Source organism: Qipengyuania sp. L-5Y, assembly GCF_056859455.1.
Genome location: NZ_JBSXOM010000032.1, coordinates 241,368 through 259,114, shown reverse-complemented (window position 1 = coordinate 259,114; position 17,747 = coordinate 241,368). Strand labels below are relative to the sequence as shown.

14 protein-coding genes and 1 tRNA gene are annotated in these 17,747 nt (G+C 58.1%); 7 read left to right on the top strand and 8 right to left on the bottom strand.

Annotation, left to right across the window (positions count from 1 at the left end):
• Positions 1 to 56 precede the first annotated feature (56 nt).
• Positions 57 to 1,274 carry a glycosyltransferase family 4 protein gene (locus AC13F2_RS14880; protein ID WP_482965668.1) on the bottom strand — a complete coding sequence of 406 codons (1,218 nt, stop codon included), beginning with the start codon at positions 1,272 to 1,274 and terminating at the stop codon, positions 57 to 59.
• A 390-nt stretch (positions 1,275 to 1,664) separates the two neighbouring features.
• On the opposite strand from AC13F2_RS14880, the gene AC13F2_RS14875 reads away from it, so the two are divergent.
• The 6 genes from AC13F2_RS14875 to AC13F2_RS14850 all read left to right on the top strand — a co-directional run bounded on the left by AC13F2_RS14875 (position 1,665) and on the right by AC13F2_RS14850 (position 10,032).
• A complete protein-coding gene (locus AC13F2_RS14875; protein WP_482965667.1) occupies positions 1,665 to 3,746 on the top strand; it encodes a polysaccharide biosynthesis protein in 2,082 nt (693 codons plus the stop codon).
• A complete protein-coding gene (locus AC13F2_RS14870) occupies positions 3,736 to 4,938 on the top strand; it encodes a DegT/DnrJ/EryC1/StrS family aminotransferase (protein ID WP_482965666.1) in 1,203 nt (400 codons plus the stop codon). Before AC13F2_RS14875 ends, AC13F2_RS14870 begins: the two co-directional genes overlap by 11 nt.
• A gap of 156 nt (positions 4,939 to 5,094) precedes the next feature.
• The gene (locus AC13F2_RS14865; RefSeq protein WP_196845927.1) at positions 5,095 to 5,673 is read left to right on the top strand and encodes a polysaccharide biosynthesis/export family protein; all 579 of its coding nucleotides are present in this window, start codon (positions 5,095 to 5,097) and stop codon (positions 5,671 to 5,673) included.
• Positions 5,673 to 6,905 (top strand): outer membrane beta-barrel protein, encoded by a 1,233-nt coding sequence (locus tag AC13F2_RS14860; protein WP_482965665.1) that lies wholly within the window; start codon positions 5,673 to 5,675, stop codon positions 6,903 to 6,905. The genes AC13F2_RS14865 and AC13F2_RS14860 overlap by 1 nt, the downstream gene beginning before the upstream one ends.
• A gap of 202 nt (positions 6,906 to 7,107) precedes the next feature.
• On the top strand, positions 7,108 to 9,447 hold the full coding sequence (locus tag AC13F2_RS14855; protein ID WP_482965664.1) for a GumC family protein: 2,340 nt from the start codon (positions 7,108 to 7,110) through the stop codon (positions 9,445 to 9,447).
• Positions 9,448 to 9,465: 18 nt separating this feature from the next.
• A complete protein-coding gene (locus tag AC13F2_RS14850) occupies positions 9,466 to 10,032 on the top strand; it encodes a sugar transferase (protein WP_482965663.1) in 567 nt (188 codons plus the stop codon).
• Here AC13F2_RS14850 and AC13F2_RS14845 read toward each other — a convergent pair.
• The 5 genes from AC13F2_RS14845 to AC13F2_RS14825 form a co-directional block, all read right to left on the bottom strand.
• Positions 10,029 to 10,805, bottom strand: coding sequence for an HAD family hydrolase (locus AC13F2_RS14845; protein ID WP_482965662.1), 777 nt, complete (start codon positions 10,803 to 10,805; stop codon positions 10,029 to 10,031). The two genes, AC13F2_RS14850 and AC13F2_RS14845, sit on opposite strands and share 4 nt — an antisense overlap.
• Complete coding sequence (locus AC13F2_RS14840) at positions 10,708 to 11,676, bottom strand: ATP-grasp domain-containing protein (protein ID WP_482965661.1); 969 nt, start codon at positions 11,674 to 11,676, stop codon at positions 10,708 to 10,710. Before AC13F2_RS14840 ends, AC13F2_RS14845 begins: the two co-directional genes overlap by 98 nt.
• Positions 11,673 to 12,800: a glycosyltransferase family 4 protein gene (locus AC13F2_RS14835; protein WP_482965660.1), complete on the bottom strand. Its 1,128-nt coding sequence runs from the start codon at positions 12,798 to 12,800 to the stop codon at positions 11,673 to 11,675. Before AC13F2_RS14835 ends, AC13F2_RS14840 begins: the two co-directional genes overlap by 4 nt.
• A gap of 132 nt (positions 12,801 to 12,932) precedes the next feature.
• The gene (locus tag AC13F2_RS14830; RefSeq protein ID WP_482965659.1) at positions 12,933 to 14,234 is read right to left on the bottom strand and encodes a UDP-glucose dehydrogenase family protein; all 1,302 of its coding nucleotides are present in this window, start codon (positions 14,232 to 14,234) and stop codon (positions 12,933 to 12,935) included.
• A gap of 202 nt (positions 14,235 to 14,436) precedes the next feature.
• Positions 14,437 to 15,234: a LuxR C-terminal-related transcriptional regulator gene (locus AC13F2_RS14825; RefSeq protein WP_482965658.1), complete on the bottom strand. Its 798-nt coding sequence runs from the start codon at positions 15,232 to 15,234 to the stop codon at positions 14,437 to 14,439.
• Between the two features lie 408 nt (positions 15,235 to 15,642).
• On the opposite strand from AC13F2_RS14825, the gene cls reads away from it, so the two are divergent.
• Complete coding sequence (gene cls / locus AC13F2_RS14820) at positions 15,643 to 17,076, top strand: cardiolipin synthase (RefSeq protein WP_482965657.1); 1,434 nt, start codon at positions 15,643 to 15,645, stop codon at positions 17,074 to 17,076.
• 110 nt (positions 17,077 to 17,186) lie between these two features.
• Here cls and AC13F2_RS14815 read toward each other — a convergent pair.
• Together AC13F2_RS14815 and cpdR are read right to left on the bottom strand one after the other, a co-directional pair.
• Positions 17,187 to 17,261: transfer RNA gene (locus AC13F2_RS14815), tRNA-Val, on the bottom strand.
• Between the two features lie 78 nt (positions 17,262 to 17,339).
• On the bottom strand, positions 17,340 to 17,732 hold the full coding sequence (cpdR, locus tag AC13F2_RS14810) for a cell cycle two-component system response regulator CpdR (protein WP_103023597.1): 393 nt from the start codon (positions 17,730 to 17,732) through the stop codon (positions 17,340 to 17,342).
• Between the last annotated feature and the right edge of the window lie 15 nt (positions 17,733 to 17,747).

Genomic DNA, 17,747 nt, shown 5'->3' with positions numbered 1-17,747 from the left:
GCCGCCAACGCAGTACTGCCAACGCATCCCACAAGAGCCGCCTTCAACATCGCTCATCAGGCCCCACTGCTCGCAGCTATCTGATGGGGAGGAATCTTGCTGGTACTGGGGCGCCTCTCCTGCGGATGTACACCGCTGCTGTTTATCAGGCCCATTTCACCGAGGAGCTGCAAATTGACTTTGTCCACGTCGTAAACGTCCCGCGCTAACGCAAGGGATGCCTTGCCCATCAAATTCGCGCGTTCGGGCTCCGCAGCGAAACGCATCATGGCCATCGCCAGGTCGTTTTCGTCCCGCGGGCGGACAAGATAGCCGTTGATGCCGTCAACGACCGCATCGCGACATCCGGGCAAATCGGTGGTTATCACCGCACGCGCGCTGGCGAGGGCTTCCAAGATAGTGCGGGGCAGGCCTTCGCGATAATAAGATGGCAATACGAATACCGAACATGCTGCGAGATATGGTCGCACATCGTCCGTGCCGGGTACGAAATCGACCTCGTACTCTGCCGCCAGTCTCTCGCTTTCGGCGCGCGATATGCCCGACGGATTTTCATCTTCGCAGCGGCCTACAATCTGAAATTCGCAATGTGGAAAGTTCCTGCGAACAAGCCGCGAAGCTTCAAGAAATTCGACGATACCCTTGTTCCGCATCAGCCGTCCGATCATCAGAAAACGTGTCGGCAGGACGACAGAAGCGCAGGGTGGAAACCGCGCCAGCGAAACACCTGATCCGGGAACCTGGATCACCTTCTGATGATGGCTAATAATTCCAAGCGCGATCATATCCTTCCGATCGTCGGCATTAAAGACGAAGGTAGCCTGAGATTTCGCGATCGCTGCGCGATATAGGCGTATCACAGCAATCCGCAGCCAACTGGCGTAGCCGGCACCTTCGGTGAAAACCTGGCCCAGCCCGGACATGAGGGCGAAGAATTTCGCACGCGAACCAACAAGGTGGGCGAGGCGAGTGGCAAGGCCGCCGTAGATTATCGGCTTCTGGGTGTAGGCCAAGACGATGTCAGGCTGTTCGCGTCGTATCAGGCGAAAGTAGTCTAATGCCAAGACGAGGTCTGACACGGGATTGGTTCCTGTACGCTGCATCGGGGTCACCACGAACTCGACGCCCATATCGGTCAATTTGTTCTGAGTGACGAGGTCGCGATCCGGGGCGCAGGCTATAACCGTGTGGCCATTGTCGATCATGGCTTTGAGCAGGTCGCCGCGAAAATTCACGAGCGAGTACGCGAGGCTCGAGAGAACGATAATCTTCATCGGAACGCGACTGCAGTGGATCGCAGCCATACTTTACTGCAATATCCATCTTGGTACCGATAGACCGACAAACGGTATTTGTTTCGACAAAACACGATCGCGGTATGCGGTCGATTGCAAAGACCGACAACCGGACAAACGGCGATTACCCTTTCGATATGTTCCGTTGGCGCATTTGGAAAAGACTGCTGCGCTGTGGACAGTGCCGGTTAGCCAAATTGTCGCTCGGCTATCTCGTCGGGCGTTTCTGATCGGCCTGCGACTACTCCGGCTATTGCCTGCTTGCACATGCCCCACCTTCTGTCGGGGCGGGTATCGTGTGGCACGCCATCATGATGTGCCGTTCGCCACAGGGCGGCAACATCTGGGCAAAGAAGCGAGCCGAAGTCGATGAACAAGCCCGAGAGGATCATGCAAAGCGACGGTGAGCTGGCAGCCGGAAAGGGCGTCAGCGCCCTGTTTGGCGGAAAGGTGAAACTGCGCCGCGTGCTACGTGACATAGCGGTGATCGGCATCGATTTTGCGATCGTTGCAACAACGCTCAACGCGGCGCTTCGCGTGGCGCACGTTCGTCCGTTTCCTCCATTTTCCAGCAACGCCTCTTTCGCTCTGAGCTTCGCATTCGTCGCAACAGCGATCTTCGCGGTTGCGGGCCTGTACAAACGTAGCTGGCGATATGTGAATTTCACGCAATCAGGCTTTCTCGTCGCGGTAATACTTGGCGGGACATCCCTGGCGTGGCTCATCACATCGGTTTTTCCGCAAGCTCGAGCAGAGGCTTCCTCGCTAATAGAGGTTGCAGTGGTCCATTGGGCTTTTGCGATACTCGGGCTGCTTAGTGTGCGGATGCTGCGGCGAGGCGAGCGCCAATTTTCAGAGCGGCGAAAGTCGGCAAGCCGCGTGGGTCCAAAAGCTGCAGTCCGGAAGAAAGCAATCCTCGTCGGGTCTTGGCAGTGGGCACGCGTATCGATCGATCTGGCAAAAACCGATCATGGTTCGTCTGTTGAAATCCAAGGTGTCCTGCTGCCGCGCCAAGAAGATTCGCTTGTTCGTGGATGTGGAGTTCCGATCCTGGGCAGCCAGCATGACATTGCCAGCGTGCTGCGACGGCTCGAGTTCGAAGAAAAGCTGCCCGACCATGTCATCGTCTGCGATGACGGGACCTTCCTCAGCAATCGCGATGTCACCCGCATCATACACGCTTGCCGGGAGCGTGGCGTAGAAGTCTGCCGTATAAGGGATCCATGGGCGCAGCTGTTGCAGCACTCGTCAGACCCCAATGGTCAGCGCCTCCCGATTGAGGAACTGCTCGGCAGGAGCGAATACAAACTGGATAGCCAGACGGTGCTGCGCCAGATCGCGGGTCGAAGCATTCTCGTCACTGGGGCAGGTGGCACCATAGGGTCAGAGCTGTGTCGGCAGATCGCACAGATCAGGCCAGGGACGTTGGTTCTGGTCGATTCGAGCGAATACAATCTCTATCAAATCGAGATGAGCCTGCGAGAGCTCTACCCCGATCTCAATATAGTGTCCGAGATCGCCTCGATCTGCGATGCACCCGCAATCAACCGGGTTTTTGCAACCTACCGACCTTCCATCGTATATCACGCTGCCGCGCTCAAGCATGTGCCGATCGTGGAAGTGAACCCCTGCGCCGGCGCGATGACCAACATCATCGGTACTCGCATCGTGTCCAACGCCGTCTGTGAATACGGTGCGCGGGCGATGGTTCAGGTTTCGACCGACAAGGCTGTCAACCCGATCGGGTTGATGGGCGCAACGAAGCGTGTTGGTGAACTTTATTGTCAGGCTCTCGACATGTGTGGTGTCGACGACACCAAGGCACCCCGCTTCATGACGGTCCGCTTCGGCAATGTGCTCGGTTCCAGTGGCTCTATCGTGCCGCTGTTCGAGCGACAATTACGCGAGGGGAGGCCCCTGACGGTCACTCACCCGGACATCGAGCGATTTTTCATGACCGTGCGCGAAGCGGTGCAATTGATTCTGCAGAGTAGTTCGAGTGCCCTGGAAACCGAGACACAGCGAGGATCGATCTTCGTCCTCGATATGGGCAATCCGGTCCGGATCGTCGATCTCGCTCGACGCATGATCACGCTCTACGGTCTCGAGCCGGACGAGGACGTTCCCATTGAGTTCGTTGGATTGCGACCCGGCGAGAAGCTTTATGAAGAGCTGTTCGACATCTGCGAGGAGCAAATCGAATCCGGCATCGAAGGGATCTTCGAGGCACGCTCTCGCCCGATCCCCCTGCCGTTCATTACCATGGCCATCAATCGCATTGCCGAGCTTGCGGTAGGCGGGGAAGATGAGGGAATCGTGCGGCTGGTCCATGGTCTTGCGCGCTATCCCGCCAAGGGCAATCACAAGGATCTTCTGGACTATTCATCTGCGGCAGAGCTGGTGACCAAGTTCGAGAGCGCGAGCTTAACGGAGACAGCGAATGACCGCTGAGGCCGTGTCCATGAACGCTCGACCGCAAATCGGTGTCCAGTCGGCCTGGCCCAGGTTTGAAGCAGACGAACGCGAAGCTGCGCTGAAGGTTCTTACCTCGGGAAAGGTCAATGCGCTCGTTCACGGGGGCGAGTGCGAAGCCTTCGCTGCTGAATTTGCAGAATTTCTTGGTGTTCCGCACGCGATCTGCATGGCGAACGGCACCGTTACCTTGGAAATCGCTCTGCGTGCGCTCGGTATTGGTGCCGGTGACGAGGTGATCGTGCCGGCACGTAGTTTCTTTGCGACAGCGAGTTGCGTTGCGGCGGTCGGGGCGATGCCGGTATTCGCTGACGTCCTATCACCGTCTCAGAATATCGATCCACGCTCGGTTGAACGAATGATCACGTCGCAAACAAAGGCGGTGATCTGTGTGCATCTGGCAGGGTGGCCATGCGATATGCCCGCGCTTGCCGATCTCTGCGACCGGCACGAGCTTTTCCTGGTTGAGGACTGTGCCCAGGCCCATGGGGCAGCGATTGACGGACGCAAGGTAGGCACATTCGGCGATGCGGCGTCCTTCTCCTTCTGCACCGACAAAATCATGTCGACCGGAGGGGAGGGCGGACTTCTGGTGATGCGCGATCACACTGCGCACGAGCGCGCCTGGTCATTGAAGGATCATGGCAAGAATCCGCACAAACTATCCGACGGGCAAGGGGCTCCCGGTCAATTCCGTTATGTCCACGACAGTTTGGGGACCAATGCCCGGATGACAGAAATGCAGGCTGCGATCGGCCGTGTGCAATTACGCAAGCTCCCCGACTGGTTGGCAGTTCGCAGCGCCAACGCTGGCTATCTGTCAAATGCACTGGCGAACCACCCATTGGTCGAAGTCCCCGAACTGCCCGCCGGCGTGACGCATGCCTGGTACAAATATTATCTGATGATCCGGCCGGAAGTGTCCGATCCAGTCCCACGGCGGGGCCATATCATTGCTGGCCTTATGGCAAGCGGGATTCCTTGTGGTTCGGGATCCTGCCCTGACATGAGCCAGGAACTGGCCCTGAAGCCATTTGGATGTCCCCGCGATGGCGAACTGGCTTCCGCCCACGCGCTTGGAGAGCGTACGCTTGCACTTCAGGTAGATCACACACTTGATCAGAACGACATGAAGAGCATCGCGGATGCGGTTTTGCGGATTTCCCTATGAGGCAGGTGACACTCTTCGGACCCCCGCTGCGAAATCAGAGGAGCGAGGCCAATCTGCTCCTGAGGCGATCAGGCAGCAGCGCCAGGCCCGACCGGCGACACTCTTCAATTCGTCCGAATTTATCATCGAACACCGTAATGATCGGGGAGCCGTGACATGATGCAACGATCGAAAGAACTCGTACTGACAATGACCTGCTTGGCAGCATTTGCGCTGCTCGGCGCGTGTTCGTCCCCTTTGGGGAGCCTGCCGCCGGTATCCGCCGCTTCGGCATCCGAGTATAGGCTCCAGCCTGGCGACGAACTCTTGGTGACGATCCAGGATGTTGCGCAAGCCGACCGGTCCTACATCATCGACAGTGGCGGCACGATTTCTCTTCCACTGTTGCAAGAGGTGAAAGTTGCTGGGCTCAGCGTGCGCGAGGTCGAAAACCGCATCGCCGAAGGGTTCCGGGCGCGGGAACTCCTGAAAAACCCGATCATCTCGGTGCAACCGGGGGCGCTGCGTCCCTTTTACGTGATCGGCGAGGTGAACTCGCCCGGCGAAATCAATTATCGGCAGGGTATGACCGTACTCTCGGCAATTTCGGCGGCCGGTGGCTACACCTATCGCGCACAAGAGGGGCAGGTCGAAGTCGTCCGCACCGTTAATGGTCAAGAGGTTCGCTCCAAAGCCAGCGAGGACACTTTAATTCAGCCTGGCGATCGTATCAGGGTCTATGAACGGTGGTTCTGATGCGAAATGGCAGGTTCTGGGTTACCCTGACGACAGCGTGCGCAGTCTCGGGCATCGCTAGCCCAGTCAGCGCCCAGGAGATCGGTTCAACGGCCCCGGCGATCCTGGCGAAGGATCCCGAGTATCGCCAGTCGCCAATCCGCGTCGGTCCTTTTACCCTCAAGGCCGGTGCCGAGGCTGAAGGTGAATACAACAGCAACGTGTTTGCGGAACCGGTCGCCGCTCGGAGTGACTTTATCGCGCGAATTCGGCCTTACGCTGAGATCGAACATGCTGCTGGCTCCTTCACCACGTCTCTTTCGGGCAAGTTGGACGCTCGTCGTTATGCCGATTTCACCAGCGAGAATGCCGAGGCATATAATGCGACACTGACAACCCTGTTTAGCCCACGAGAAGGTGAAGCACTTTTCCTGACCGGATCGATCGACCGCGCAGTCGAAGATCGCGGCGACCCCGAAGCGAGAAGGGTTCAGGGCATCGGCCCGCGTATTTATCGCATTGCAGGCGGTAGTGCGGGATACACGCGGCAAGGCTCGCGCTTTCTGATCGAGGCGGTGGGAGACGCACGAAACGTCAACGCACTCGATCCCATCGACGATGATCGCGACTACTCAAGCTACTCTGCCAGACTGACGGTGGGGTATCGCCCTGGCGGGCCGTTCTACTTCACCGGCACCGGCTATTATAACCGGCTGAATTTCCGCCTGCCCGAGGCTGTTACGAACGTCGACCGTGACGTGTCGACCATTGGCGGTATGGTTGGGATCCGATTTGCTGATGGTGGCCTGATCAGCGGCGGTGTCAGTGCAGGTATTTTTCGCCTTAAAGCCGACGATGACTTACGCCCCGACCGGACCGGCTTTTCGATGCAGGGCCTTTTGACCTATCGGCCGCGAGAGCGAACTGCACTTAATCTCAATCTGTTCAGCGGCGACGTCGCATCATTTCGAGCAGGCGGCTCGACGCGCAACGAAACGAGAATCGGTTTGTCGGTCGATCAGGAGATTCGCCATAACCTTATTGGATCAGCCGAGATTGGTTGGGAACGAACGAAGTTCGTTGGTTCGAATATCAGGCAGGACCGCGTTCGCGTTGGCGGCGGCCTGGAATATCTCGTTAATCGTCGGCTGTCGGTGTTTGGAAGGGCAAGCTACGGGACCCGCAGCAGTGACGATCCGCTCGATGAGTACGATCGGTTTCAAGCGGGGGTGGGCGTGAGAGTTCGGTTGTAGGATCGAACGAAGGTCTTGGCGTTATTTCGTACGCGCAAAGCACCGATGATGCATTGCGGTCTACATATCAAAATGGGCTAACCTGAATAACTCTGCTTCAATACCGATGGTCAGATGACAACCGGCCGCCTTCCAGCACAATATTGACCGTCGAATTTCCTCGGAAAGCCGCCTCTGCACGAGGCGTAACAGGCTGTTGATCATGGCAAATCTAGTAGAAGTCAGCGAGTTCGAAAACCATCCACCTGCGGAACGAAGGCTCCCATGGACCTACCGGCCGGAGGCCGCGACCCATCACGCCCTATCCCTGCGCGATTTCGTCCGCCTTTTGGAGCGTCACAAGAAACTGATTGTAGTGACGGTCGCCGCGGTCACAATTTCGGTACTTGTGTATCAACTCTTGTCACCGAATCTCTACAGCTCCTCCGCGCAGGTACAGGTGCAGCTGCTCGACGAAGTCGGGATCAATCAGGCCGACATCAGCAATCGCAACGAAGTGCGCGTGGTCAATGCGGTTCGCCTTTATCGTTCGCGGTCGTCGGCTGAATCGGTAGTGGAAGATCTGGATCTTCTCAGCGATCCGGATTTCCGTGCCGAGGTCGGAGAATTTCCGGAAGAAAAAGCGGCGCAAATGCATCAGGCCATCAATACGCTTCTGAGCGCCTTGACCGTCACGAGCGAGCCGAGCTCCGATCTTATCGAAGTCACCGTTACGACAAAATCTCCCGAGCTTTCCGCGAGGATTGCCAATCAATATCCCGAATCTGTCGCTAAGGTGCGAACGCGCCGTGGAACCGAGCAGAGGGAAGAGTTGCTGCAATCGCTGCTTGCCGAGCGGGCGGATCGTGAAGAGGCAGCACGAAATGCCAAGACCGAACTTGCTGAGTTCCGCAGGGATGCGCGAATGCCGTTCGGTTTGGGGACGAACGAAAATCTGTCGTATATGAACCAAATTGCCGCAGAGGCGGCATCGGCAAGTGCAAATAGCGCAGGCTCTTCTTCCAGAAGCGCCGTCATCGCGAATGCAGCCGGCCTGCGCAGTACGGCACAGGCGACATCGGCCGCGGTGGAGCAACTTCAGCGTCAACAGGCGACGCTGGTTGCCGAACGTGCCCGGCTGGGCGCGACCTTCGGATCCAACCATCCTGACGTCGTGCGCGTGACTTCCGAATTGTCGTCAGTCGAGTCCGCGCTGGCGCAGCAGCGAGCCCAGGCCCAGGCAGCTGCGCAGGCGGTTGCCAATGCCGATGCGGCACAAATGCGCGAGGTTGCTCGCAGTCAGGCCGCGCAGGATGCGGCGCGGGCCGGCCGATTGCAGGGCACGCTTGCTGCGGTTCAATCGCAGGCTTTTCAAAACAACGAAAATTCGGTCCGTCTGTCCGAGCTTGAGCGCAACGATGCGCTTGCGAACGCGGCATTTTCCGCGATAGTCGAACGCATCGAGCAGGTTCGCGCGCAGATGCAACTCGAAGGAGTGAACACAACCGTCGTTTCACCGGCCGTGGCGAACTTTGACCGCATATCGCCAGAACCACTGAAGCTTACGCTGCTCGCAATGCTGGGGTCGGGTGCATTGGCGGTGATGATGGCGCTTGGACTGGAACTGGCCGACGGCCGCGTGAGGACTTCGGCCCAGGTCGCGCGCCACTTCGGGCTGCCGACCCTCGGCATGTTACCGCGCATCGATGCGGGGCTATCCGACCAAATCGGCGAGAGCCCGGTTATCCAGAGCCCGCAATCACTCTTTGCGGAAGCTGCGCGGGCTACCTATTCGGAGATGCGGGCATTGCGCACGAAGAGCGGTTCTCAATCCGTGCTCATCACGAGCCCGCTTCCAAACGACGGCAAATCGACTGTCTCCCTAACCTTGGCCGCTGCAGCCAAGGTCATGGGGCAAAGCGTGGTGCTGGTCGATCTCGACCTTCGCGCCATGGGACTGCTGAAGAACGTCCAGAGCAATCTCGATACACCCGATATTGTCGACGTCCTTTCAGGCCATGCGAGCCTCCAAAGCCTGCTGGATGATCACTCGGCGCTGCTCAAGGCACCAGATGGTATCGATCAGTCCGTGGGTCAGAGTGAAGGGCCGGAGGATGAGGGGCGGATCGTATTGCTCAGCGCCAAGCAGCCGGTGGATAACCCGGCCGCCCTTCTGAACGCACAGAGCTTGCGGCACCTGCTAGCGGAGCTGAAGAACCACTTCGACCTCCTGATCATCAATGCTCCTGCCGCCCTTGCTGTGCGAGATGCCCGGGCAATGTGCGACTTTACCGATCACACCCTGGTCGTTTCGCGCTGGGGACGCACGACGATCGAGCAGATGAATGCCACCCTGGAAACCCTTTCCGGGCGGGCCGATGGCGTCGTCTTCGATCATGTCGATTACAAAGAGCATGCGCGCCGGCAATATGGCGATGCGATCCAGTTTTACGTCGATGCGTCGGATTACTATTCGGACACCCTCTACGCGCCGCCTTCGATCAAGGACCGGATCATGCGGATCTTCCGCAAAAGGCGGGGCCTGGTAAATGAAATGGCTTGATATGGTCGCTGTGCGATCATGATCTCGCGTATTACGGCTCTGGCACTGCTTGTCCTGCTGTTGCCGCTGCTTTTGTGTATCGGGGTGCTGGTGGCTCTGACCATGGGGCGTCCGGTTATTTTCCGGCAGACCCGCGCCGGCGCAGGGGGTAAGCCGTTCACACTCCTGAAGCTCCGCTCAATGAACGAACAAAGAGACAGTGCAGGGGAGCTTCTGTCCGATAGCGAGCGGACTACGCCTGTCGGACGGTTTCTGCGGCGATCCCGTCTTGATGAGCTGCCGGGGCTTCTCAATGTGGTGTGCGGCGACATGAATTTCGTCGGACCGCGACCGCTCCTGCCCGAGACGATCAAAATGAAGGGCGAAGCCGGACAGGCGCGTGGCGAGGTTCGACCGGGAATTACCGGTTGGGCGCAAGTAAACGGTAACACCTTGCTCTCGCTCGACGAGAAGATCGAGCTTGATCTCTGGTACGTTAAAAACCGCAGTGCCTTGCTCGACGCGAGGATACTCTTTCGAACAATCCTAGTAATGATCGCTGGCGAGCGGCTTACGGCTTCTCCAGTTCGGGAAACTCCGACTTAGTGGGTTAATTCAATCGCCTTCGACAGGTCGTCGAACGTGTTTATTCGAAGTTCCGCACCGTGTTCGGATGATGTGGCGTCGGGAGAGTGTATTCTTCCAACCCGATCTATCTGCACTGTGCGCCAGCCGAGCGCGCGCGGCGCAATGAAGTCCTTTGCTGGGTTGTCGGCGATGTAGACGTGCATTTCTCCAAGTTCACCAGACCATTGCATTATTTGCTCGAACGCCATCGGATGCGGCTTTCCCATACCTTTCGCCAGTTCGCCGGTCGGTATGATGCAATCGAAACTCTCCTCGATCCCGAGCGCCGCGATCTTGGATCGCTGCATGTCTGCTGGCCCGTCGGTGATGATAGCACGCCGTCTCCGATCGCTTGCGAGGAACCGGCAGGCATCCGGGCAGAGCCTTATTTGAGGGTGGTGGTTGCGGTAAACCTGAACCAGTTCCTCAAGAAGTGAAGGGGTGGCTTCAATGCCGAAGCTTTCCAGCGCGAGGTCGAAGATTTTGCCTCGCGCGCCTTCGACGAAAAGCCGCCAACAGGTCCCGTGGCTAACCCTATTGCCATATTTGTCGTTCAAGTGCGTTTCTACTGCCGTAAATCCACTGCGAGCGAAGTCGCGCTCGAGATACAGCGTGTCGTCTAGATCGAAGACCAGCACATGGGCAGGTGGCGATTCACAGGAAGACGGCACTGTCGTATCGCAACATGGTGAGGCCGTCTTGCCAGTCGTGGCAGGCAACCAGCGGCATGCCGATGGCAGTACGCAGGACATTCTCGGCAAAATGGCCGCCCGCGTGATCAGCAAGCGGATAGCCGCCGCCGAACCGGGCGTTGATCTCGAATATGCGCGGACCGAGTTTAGGGTCGTCGAATAGCTGGAAACACAGAACGCCGCGTGCCCCGGGCAGGGAGGCGGCGAGATTGCGAGCAATCGCATCGAAGTCAGCGCGGCGAACGGTACGTCCCTTTTCGACTTCCCCTGCGCGGACCGATATTCGAAGGTGCGGGATTGCAGCGCGCATCACACCGCCCTCATCGACGAAGATGTTGATCGTATATTCATCGCCTTGGAGCGCTTCTTGAACGAGCATGGGCTCGTCATATTCGTGCTTCAAATCCGCAGGACTGCAGATCAGCGCGACGCCGCGGCTCGCACTGCCCGCCACGGGCTTGACGAATAGTGGCCATTTCCAGCCCTCCTGGCATTGTCGAAAATCTTCGAGCGTAGCGGTGTGAGGGACGGGAACGCCGGCGTTCGCGAGAACGTCCATTGTGCGCTTCTTGTCTCGCACGATGTCGATCACATCCGAAGACGACACGTGGACATAGATACCAAGAGCAGCAAAGTCGGCCCGCCGTGTCGCGAGGGGCTGCAATTCGGTGTCGATGGTAGGCACGACAAGGACGATGTCGTTCTGACGCGCGTAGTCCAGCAGGGCCGGAATATACTCCGAATGGGTACAGGGAGGTGCTGTGAAGTGCTGATCGGCCAGAGCACAAGCAGCGCTCAGTTCGGGATGCAGATCACAGGCGTGAAGCTCAAGCTTCACTCCCATACGTTCTGCAGAACGGCGGAAGCTTTCGACGAGTCCCGCGCGCCTACCGGCCGAGGTGAGCAGCATCTTGATGGGCAGCCCGGTCACGCGGTCGGCTCTTTCGCTTCGGTTATATTGTGATGGAGCACCGGTGCTGCCGATAGAACTTCACTCAGGACTTCATCCCACATTCGCATCACGCGCTGTGGTGAGAAGGCACGGACCGCCCGGCTCGCTTCCCGTCCGAGCCGGTCCCGCAGTGCGCTGTCGTCAATACATTCTTGAATAGCAACGCTCAGGGCGTTCGCATCTTCGGGCGCCACAAGCAGACCCGAGTGACGATGATCGATCATCTCGGCGGGTCCGAAGTCGCATCGGGTGGCTATGACTGGCAATCCGGCTGCCATTGCTTCGCCCAGCACATTGGGGAAGCCTTCGTAACGCGATGAAAGAACAAAAATGTCCGCCTTACGGGTCCAGTCACCAGGCACGACACTGTTTCCCACCAGCCTTGCCTTTCCCCCAAGCCCGAGCTGGGCAATTTTATCGTCAAGAGAACTTCGCTGAGGACCTTCGCCGAAGATGTAGAGTTGCCAATCCTTCGTTTCTGCCCTCGCATATGCATCGAGAAGCAGATCGAAGCCTTTCTGCTCGGTCAGTCGGCCAACCGCGACGATACGCGGTGGCTTCGCCGGAATTCGCCGCATTGGCCAGGCGCTAACGGGGTTCGGAATGATGCGCACCCGATCCGCAACGGCCTTGGGAAAGCACCTCTTAACCGCAGCCGTTTGGCAGACGATCAATTTTGCCCGCCGGTAAGCAATTGCGAGCAGGCGGTTCCAGATCGGGTTTTTTTCCTGCCGCTCTGGATTGTTCCGCTCGCTACAGACGACGGGGATCGAAAGGCCCATGGTTGCGCAGAGAGCGAGCAGGTTATTCTTGGTAAGGAAAGAAACGACCACGTCCGGTCGCCTGTGGCGTAACAACCGCCTGAGGCGGCGCAGGTCGCCGAGCTTTGTCAGCTTGCGTTTCTTCGTGACCGTATCTTCTGCGCCGATACGATGAAGTCCGATGCCGGGGGCGACGTGATGAAAAACCGGATCGAAAGGCGTGTCGAAGCTGGCAATCTCTACGGCGAAGCCACGGCCATTCCAATGCGAGGCGATCTGCGAAATAACGCGCTCCGCGCCGCCAGCGCCGAGGCCCGAGATGACGAACATTACTTTCGGCATCGGCGAGGTTCCAGCGTTCCTGTTTGCGGAAAGCGCCTGCCGGTATGCACGGTGACGCTGTCGGAACGTCTCATAGCAAACCGCCTACGCGTGAAGACCGCCTTGAAACCCGCGTCATCGAGGTTCAGGTTCCTAACGACCGACAGCGACATACTTGATTCCAAGCATTTCCAGCTCGCCGCGATCATAGATATTCCTGAGATCGACCAAGACCAGACCTTTGAGCAGCGATTGAACCTTGGTGAGGTTCAGCGCCCTGAACTCATCCCATTCAGTCACGATCGCGAGCCCTTCGGCATCCTGCATGGCCGCATAAGGGTCATCGAAGTACGCTACATCTTCGAACATCTGGCTGGCGTTGGGCATACCTTCGGGATCATACGCATGAACCACGGCGCCTGCATCTTGTAGTGTTTGCACGATCGCAATTGCGGGGCTGTCACGCATATCATCGGTATTCGGCTTGAAGGTGAGGCCGAGCACGGCCACAACTTTGCCGCGTACGTCCCCGCCGATCGCTTGAATGACTTTCCGACCCATTGCGCGTTTGCGCTTCTCATTCGTCTGGACGACCGCTTCGACAATGGTTTGCGGGGCTTCGAAGTCTTGGGCGGTCTTGAGCAGCGCCAGCGTGTCCTTGGGAAAGCAGCTACCGCCATAACCGGGGCCGGCATTGAGGAATTTGCTGCCGATCCGCTTGTCGAGGCCCATGCCGCGAGCGACCTGCTGCACATCAGCGCCAGTCTTTTCACAAAGGTCGGCGATTTCGTTGATGAATGTGATCTTGGTCGCCAGAAAGGCATTGCCGGCATATTTGGTGAGTTCGGCCGAACGACGGTTCATTTCGAGGATCGGCGATTTGTTTAGGCTTAACGGACGATAGGCTTCGCGCATCACACCGAGTGCTCGCGTGTCTTCGCTACCGATTACGATGCGGTCGGGCCGCTTGAAATCCTCGATCGCGGCGCCTTCGCGGAGGAATTCGGGGTTCGAGACAACCGCAAATTCGCCATCCGGCCGGGTTGTGGCAATGATCCGCTCCACCTCGTCGCCGGTACCGACCGGAACCGTCGACTTTGTGACGACAACGGTAAAACCGTCCATCGCGCGCGCAATAGCGGCGGCGGCGGCTTCGACGAAACTCAAGTCGGCATGACCGTCCCCGCGGCGCGACGGAGTGCCGACAGCGATGAATACGACCTCTGCACGAGCAACGGCAGGGGCCAACTCAGTCGTAAACGAAATTCGTCCGGCCCGCGCATTGCGCTCTATCAGATCGGCAAGTCCGGGCTCGAAAATCGGAACCTCACCGCCTCGCAACGCCTCGATCTTAGCTTCATCGAGATCGACGCAGACAACGTCGTGCCCGAAATCGGCGAAGCAGGCGCCGGAAACGAGACCGACATACCCGGATCCGATCATTGTGATCTTCATCGCATTTCCACTTCGCTATGCGCGTACGAGAGGCAGGGCACGTTAAACGTACTCGCCCAAAGCCTCAGCGGGGTGGCATAAAACCAGCAACTGACGCTTGGCGGTGAAGCCGAAATCTCCGGATTTCCTTGACGCCCGGGCGGCCACGCGAATGGTGATCGCGTCTCCACCGGGCCTTTCACCAGCAAGCGTCCGGTGACGTTCAGGCCTTTACCGCATGCTCCACGGGACGCGTCTCGGCCAGCATGAACGGGCGTGGCGCGCCGGTGTCGCACGTGTCGGCAGGCTTGCTCGGCGCGTCTATCGCCGCGACGGGAGCGCGTACCTTTATTTCGGGCATGGCAGCCTGCACCCCATGATTAACGGCGCAGATCGCGGCTTGCGTACGGTTCTGGACATTAAGCTTGCGCAGAATTGCCTTCACATGAACTTTCACGGTCGCTTCGCCGATGTCGAGACGGCGAGCGATCACCTTGTTGGGGTAACCCATAACGAGGCATCGCAGAGTAGCGATCTCGCGCTCGGAAAGAAGGTTTGAAAGGTCGCCTTCAGCCTTTGTCCGGTCGGCTGTTGCCAAGGTGAAGTGCGGCAGTTGTTTGACCAGCTCTCCCGGAACAACTTTCTCACCACGCGCTGCCAATTGAAGGCAGTTAACGAGGGACTCGCACGAGATTTCCTTGAGGATATAACCGTCCGCACCGGCTTCGAACACGTCCACGAGGCAATCGACTTCGAGACCTTCGTGCAAGACGACTAAGCGCGAATCCGGAAACGCCTGACGCACGGCATGAACATCTTCGGCGATATTGCGGGATGCATCGGCGTCGAAGACTATCATTCCGACAGGGACTGCAGCGTGATCCTTGGCTGAAATCATGGCGGAGCAGGTTTTGTGTAAACCTACCACTGAAAATTCTTCATCGTACAGGATGGACTTTAGCCCTTCACTGACGATCGGGTTAGAGCAGATAAGTGAAACACTCGTTGATACCGTACGCATGATACGTACCCCCCAAGTTGTTTAAACTATGCTTCCCTTTTCTTATTCTTCATCTATGGTTCTACACAGAAATCGCACACCACCTGACCCCCGCTTAAAGCGAGGAGAGGCCTTTTGATTGTGGGTGCGACTGGCCGGTTAATCGATTCGTTAACCTATTCTCTTTGGTAAAACACAATCATACTGATTACCAGTGGATTCGCCTGCACTCTTTCCGCCTGTCCTAAATTTGGACATTCTGGACGATCAGACACAAACGTCAGCGTGTGAGCGCAAACAATCTCTGATTTCCGTATCCACCATGCTTGTATCGAATTCGCCCGCATGCGAATTCTGACGGGATGTTTCAGCACGAACCAGCGTCGGTTCGACGGAGGACCGGCGGGCGGGGGACATGGTGGCGCCTAATTGACTAAACTGAATGTAGCCATCTGGGTAATCATCGCGGCGCTCCACCTCGCTGTCATCGCCAGGGCAGTCCTGCTTGCGGGGCGCGACCCCTATGCGCGCGCGGCGTGGCTGCTGCTGCTGATCGCTCTACCCTTCGTCGGGCTGACATTGTATGTTCTGTTCGGAGAGCCATGGACGTCGAAGAGGTTCAGGCAGCGCGGACGGCTTGTATATGAAGAGCTGCTCCCTTTCGCACCTTCGCCAGCGATCCATTCAGGCGGGGAGGGACCGAATGCAAATGCCTTCCGCACTTTCGAGGGGGCATCGCGCTGGCCCACTTCCACTGGCAACCTTGCGCGCCTCACGCCTGATTCAGATACTGCCATCGCGATGCTCGTGGAGGACATCGACGCCGCAGCGCAATCGGTTCACTTGTCATTCTATATATGGCTCGACGATAACAACGGCAGAAAAGTCGTCAAGGCGATCTGTCGCGCTGCCCGGCGGGGGGTGGTCTGCCGCATTTCAGCGGACGCAATAGGGTCGCGCGCCCTTATCAACTCCGATTTGTGGACGATGATGCGCCAGGCGGGCGCCCGACTTTGCAAATCGTTGGAAGTGCCGTTCGGAATGGCCTTCCTTGCCGGGCATCGCACGGATCTGCGCAACCATCGCAAGGTTGCCGTGATAGATGGACGCGTAACCTATTGCGGAAGCCAGAACTGCGCCGACCCGGCATTTCTTATCAAACGGAAGTTCGCGCCCTGGGTCGATGTCCTCGCTCGTTTCGAAGGGCCGGTGGCGCGCCAGGCGGATATCATTTTCGCATCTGCGTGGACTGTCGAAACAGGAGAGGATCTTAGCGCGATAATGTCTGCGCAGCCGCCTCGGCCTTCGTCGGTGGGCATTCCCGCAATTGCGACGGGGACGGGCCCGCTCTCACCTCGCGGAACCATGAGCGAGATGTTTGCTGCCGTGCTCGCCGCAGCACAGAGCAGCGCGACTATCACCACACCCTATTTCGCGCCCGATCCTCCGCTACTGGCTGCAATAGTTGCCGCGGCCCGACGCGGAGTCGCGGTTCGTATCGTATTTCCCCATCGTAACGACAGCCGGATCGTCGGCGCCATCGGCCGAGCCTATTATCCGCTACTTGTAGAGGCTGGTGTAAAAATCTTCGAATTTCGTGGCGGGCTGCTGCACGCGAAGACAATGGTGATCGACGATGCGCTGGCCTTGATCGGATCGTCGAATATGGACCGGCGCAGCCTGGACCTTAATTTTGAAAACAACATTTTGCTCGAGTCCCCAGAGTTCGCAACTCAACTGAGCGACCGGCAGAATCTCTGGTTGGACGATGCTATCGAGATCGACTCCGATAACGTTACCCGGCGCCCCTTGGCACGCCGCCTTGCGGACAATCTCCTGACGATGATTGCGCCCCTGTTTTAAGTCGAGCTTGCAATGACTGCGTCAGCGCAGCGAAGCGCATCGAGAATGCGATGAAATGGCTTGGGGCCAAGGGGCCGCCCATATGGGCCGGGCCGACTTTCAGGCTTCGATGGTGGGCGTAGCAAGGATTGAACTTGCGACCCCTACGATGTCAACATAGTGCTCTACCACTGAGCTATACGCCCGCACCATCGAGCGCCCCTTTCCGGGGCAGGCGGGCCCTTTAGCGAGGCTGATCTGGCCGCGCAAGGGCAATTCGCCAGTTATTGCAGACGGGCGCTCACGCGGTCGTCCAAGACCCGTTCGACTTCCAGTACGAGGTCACGCAAATGAAAGGGTTTTGACAGAACCTTGGCATGCGGCTGCTCACGGCTCGCCTTCAAGGTAACCGCGGCAAATCCGGTGATGAACATCACCTTTGTATGCGGGCTCACCTCATTGCATTTCTGGGCAAGTTCGATGCCGTCCATTTCCGGCATGACGATATCGGACAGCAACAGGTCGTAATCGCTTTCCACCAGGAGGGGAACGGCAGCGGTGCCGCGATCAACCGAATCCACCTTGTATCCAGCATTGACGAGGGCGCGTTCGAGATAAACGCGCATTGCATCGTCATCCTCTGCAAGCAGGATCCGTTGAGTCGCTGTGTTCGTCATGGGGGCCTTGTAGCC

Bases quoted from the DNA above. Each gene is read 5' to 3' on its own strand.
- AC13F2_RS14880 (WP_482965668.1), bottom strand. From the start codon at position 1,274: ATGAAGATTATCGTTCTCTCGAGCCTCGCGTACTCGCTCGTGAATTTT.
- AC13F2_RS14875 (WP_482965667.1), top strand. From the start codon at position 1,665: ATGAACAAGCCCGAGAGGATCATGCAAAGCGACGGTGAGCTGGCAGCC.
- AC13F2_RS14870 (WP_482965666.1), top strand. From the start codon at position 3,736: ATGACCGCTGAGGCCGTGTCCATGAACGCTCGACCGCAAATCGGTGTC.
- AC13F2_RS14865 (WP_196845927.1), top strand. From the start codon at position 5,095: ATGATGCAACGATCGAAAGAACTCGTACTGACAATGACCTGCTTGGCA.
- AC13F2_RS14860 (WP_482965665.1), top strand. From the start codon at position 5,673: ATGCGAAATGGCAGGTTCTGGGTTACCCTGACGACAGCGTGCGCAGTC.
- AC13F2_RS14855 (WP_482965664.1), top strand. From the start codon at position 7,108: ATGGCAAATCTAGTAGAAGTCAGCGAGTTCGAAAACCATCCACCTGCG.
- AC13F2_RS14850 (WP_482965663.1), top strand. From the start codon at position 9,466: ATGATCTCGCGTATTACGGCTCTGGCACTGCTTGTCCTGCTGTTGCCG.
- AC13F2_RS14845 (WP_482965662.1), bottom strand. From the start codon at position 10,805: ATGTCCTGCGTACTGCCATCGGCATGCCGCTGGTTGCCTGCCACGACT.
- AC13F2_RS14835 (WP_482965660.1), bottom strand. From the start codon at position 12,800: ATGCCGAAAGTAATGTTCGTCATCTCGGGCCTCGGCGCTGGCGGCGCG.
- AC13F2_RS14830 (WP_482965659.1), bottom strand. From the start codon at position 14,234: ATGAAGATCACAATGATCGGATCCGGGTATGTCGGTCTCGTTTCCGGC.
- AC13F2_RS14825 (WP_482965658.1), bottom strand. From the start codon at position 15,234: ATGCGTACGGTATCAACGAGTGTTTCACTTATCTGCTCTAACCCGATC.
- cpdR (WP_103023597.1), bottom strand. From the start codon at position 17,732: ATGACGAACACAGCGACTCAACGGATCCTGCTTGCAGAGGATGACGAT.